The organism is Streptomyces sp. NPDC007856 (assembly GCF_042868225.1).
Taxonomy (GTDB): domain Bacteria; phylum Actinomycetota; class Actinomycetes; order Streptomycetales; family Streptomycetaceae; genus Streptomyces.
Genome location: NZ_JBIAEC010000085.1, coordinates 1 through 3,630, shown reverse-complemented (window position 1 = coordinate 3,630; position 3,630 = coordinate 1). Strand labels below are relative to the sequence as shown.

1 protein-coding gene is annotated in these 3,630 nt (G+C 70.3%); it reads left to right on the top strand.

The window, feature by feature from the left end:
* Positions 1-3,630 (top strand): beta-ketoacyl synthase N-terminal-like domain-containing protein (locus ACFYOH_RS44525; RefSeq protein WP_388638013.1); only part of this gene is annotated, 3,630 nt, incomplete at both ends.

The window sequence follows — 3,630 nt, the reverse complement described above, 5'->3', positions numbered from 1 at the left end:
ACCCCGGAGCGGTTCGAGCGCGTGTGGCAGGCCAAGGCCGACTCGGCTCGCCATCTGCACGAGCTCACCCGTGATCTGGACCTGTCGGCGTTCGTGCTGTTTTCGTCGGTGGCCGGTGTGCTGGGTGCCGCGGGGCAGGCGAACTATGCGGCAGCCAATGCGTTCTTGGATGCGTTGGCCGAGGAGCGGTGTGGTGAGGGGCTGCCGGCGGTGTCGGTGGCGTGGGGTCCGTGGGCTGATGGCGGGATGGCGGCCGAGGGGGTCCTGGAGCGGCGGTTGCGGCGTGAGGGCATGCCGCCGATGGATCCGCAGTTGGCGATGCGGGCGCTGGAGCAGGCTGTGGGCCTGGGTGAGCTCGGTGATCCGGCGCTGTGTGTGGTGGACCTGGACTGGGAACGCTTCGCGTCCGGCTTCACCGCCGTACGCCCCAGCACACTCCTCGACGAACTGCGGCTCGTCCAGGCGTCGTCGGAGGCCTCCCGCGCCGAAAACGACCAGCAGCACTCCGTGCGCGACTCGTCGTCGCTCGCCGACCGCTTGGCCGACCTCGGTGACGTCGAACGCGAGAAGGAACTGCTGGACCTGGTGCGGGCCCAGGTCGCGGCCGTGCTCGGGCACAGTGGTGGCGATGCCGTCCATGGTGACCGTGCGTTCCGGGAGTTGGGCTTCGACTCCCTCACCGCTGTGGAGCTGCGCAACCGTCTGGGCGCCGTCACGGGGCTGAGCCTTCCGACGACCCTTGTCTACGACTACCCCACGGCCTCCGCTCTCGCCGCCCACCTGCGCGACGAACTCCTCGGACGGCTCGGACACTCCGGGCGGGGAGCGACCGTCGTCAGCTCGGTCCCCGGCGCCTCGGCGCTCTCCGTGGCCGATGACCCGATCGCGATCGTGGCGATGAGCTGCCGCTTCCCCGGTGGTGTGCAGTCACCGGAAGACCTCTGGCAGCTGCTGGCCGGCGGACGCGACGCAACCTCCCGGTTCCCCGCCGACCGGGGCTGGGACATCGAGTCCCTCTACGATCCGGACCCCGAGCAGGCGGGCAAGACCTACACCCGTGAGGGTGGCTTCATCCAGGACGCCACTCAGTTCGACGCGCGCTTCTTCGGCATCAGCCCGCGTGAGGCGCTGGCGATGGACCCGCAGCAGCGGCTGCTGCTCGAGACCGCGTGGGAGGCGTTCGAGCGGGCGGGCATCGCCCCGGACACCCTGCGCGGCAGTCAGGCCGGCGTGTTCATCGGCACGAACGGCCAGGACTACCTGTCGCTGCTGATGCGGGCACCCGAGGGACTCGAAGGTCACCTCGGCACCGGGAACGCGGCCAGCGTCGTCTCCGGCCGACTCGCCTATGTATTCGGGCTGGAAGGCCCGGCCGTGACGGTGGACACAGCCTGTTCGTCGTCGCTGGTCGCCCTGCACTGGGCTGCCCAGGCCCTGCGGAACGGCGAATGCTCGTTCGCGCTGGTGGGCGGTGTCACGATCATGGCCACCCCGGAGAACTTCGTCGACTTCAGCCGGCAGCGTGGTCTTGCTGCCGACGGCCGGGTGAAGGCGTTCGCGGCGGGTGCGGACGGCACCGGCTGGGGTGAGGGTGTGGGCATGCTGCTGGTGGAGCGGCTGTCGGATGCCCGGAAGAACGGTCACCCGGTGCTGGCGGTCGTGCGGGGTTCGGCGATCAATCAGGATGGTGCGAGCAATGGTCTGACGGCGCCGAACGGTCCGTCGCAGCAGCGGGTGATCCGGCAGGCGCTGGCGTCGGCGGGTCTGTCGGCGTCGGACGTGGACGCGGTGGAGGCGCACGGTACGGGTACGACGCTGGGTGACCCGATCGAGGCGCAGGCGCTGCTCGCGACGTACGGGCAGGAGCGGGCCGAGGACACGCCGTTGTGGCTGGGCTCGATCAAGTCGAACATCGGTCACACGCAGGCGGCGGCCGGTGTCGCGGGCATCATCAAGATGGTGATGGCGATGCGGCACGGCGTACTGCCGCGGACCCTGCACGTCGACGAGCCGACGCCGCATGTCGAATGGTCGGCGGGCGCGGTGGAGCTGCTGACCGAGGCGCGGGAGTGGCCGGAGACCGGCCGTCCCCGCCGGGCAGGTGTGTCGTCCTTCGGTATCAGCGGCACCAACGCCCACACCATCATCGAGCAGGCGCCCGAGGCGGAGGCGGAGGCCGGGGCGGTTCCGGGTGCGGTGTTGCCGATCCTGCCCTTCGCGCTGTCGGCCGGCAGCGGGCGGGCACTGCGTGAGCAGGCCGAGCGGCTGCACGGGCAGCTTGCCGCACAGCCGGAGCTGCGCCCCCTGGACGTCGCCTATTCCCTGGCGACGGGTCGTGCCGCGCTGGAGCAGCGGGCGGTTGTGGTCGCGGGTGATCGTGAGGGGCTGCTGGCGGGTCTGGATGCCGTGGCTCGCAACGGGGGTGCCGCCGGGGTCGTGGCTGGTGTGCCGCAGCCGGGTGGGGTGGCGTTCCTGTTCACCGGTCAGGGCAGTCAGCGGCTGGGGATGGGCCGGGAGCTTTACGACGGCTATCCGGTGTTCGCGGATGCGCTGGACGCGGTGTGCGCGGTTCTGGACGGGCACTTGGAACGCCCGTTGTTGGAGGTGCTGTTCGGGGACGATGCCGGGCTGATCGACCGGACGGCGTTCACGCAGCCTGCGTTGTTCGCGGTCGAGGTGGCGCTGTTCCGGCTGCTGGAGTCGTGGGGTGTGCGCCCGGACTTCGTGTCCGGTCATTCGATCGGTGAGATCGCTGCGGCGCATTGTGCGGGTGTGCTGTCGCTGGAGGACGCGTGCACGCTGGTGGCGGCGCGGGGTCGGCTGATGCAGGAGCTGCCGTCCGGTGGTGCGATGGTGGCGGTGCAGGCTGCCGAGGACGAGGTGGTGCCGTATCTGACGGACGCGGTGAGCATCGCGGCGGTCAACGGTCCGGCGTCGGTGGTGGTCGCGGGTGACGAGGACGCGGTACTGGAGATCGCGGCCCGCTTCGAGGAGCTGGGCCGGAAGACGAAGCGCCTGACGGTCAGTCACGCGTTCCACTCCCCGCACATGGACGGCATGCTGGAGGCGTTCGGCCGGGTGGTCGAGGGGCTGTCGTACGAGGCTCCGCGTATTCCGGTCGTCTCCAACCTCACCGGCACGATCGTGACTCCCGACGAGGTGTGCTCGCCGGAGTTCTGGGTGCGGCATGTGCGGGATGCGGTGCGGTTCCTGGACGGCGTCCGGGTGCTGGCGGCCGAGGGCGTCACGACCTTCGTGGAGCTCGGGCCCGACGGTGTCCTGTCCGCCATGGCGCGGGAGTGCGTCGCCGACGGCGACGACGTGGTGTTCCTCCCTGTGCTCAGGCGGGAGCGTCCCGAGGCGGAAGCGCTGACCGCTGCCCTTGCACAGGCCCATGTCCACGGCCTCCCTGTCGAGTGGGAGACGTTCTTCGCCGGGACCGGTGCTCGCCGTGTCCAGTTGCCCACCTATGCGTTCCAGCGTGAGCGCTACTGGCCCGACACCGCGTCGTTGGTGAGCGGGGACCCGGAGTCGATCGGTCTGGGTGTTGCGGGTCATCCGTTGTTGGGTGCTGCGGTGGCGTTGGCGGACAGTGACGGGTTTTTGTTCACGGGTGTGTTGTCGGCGGGT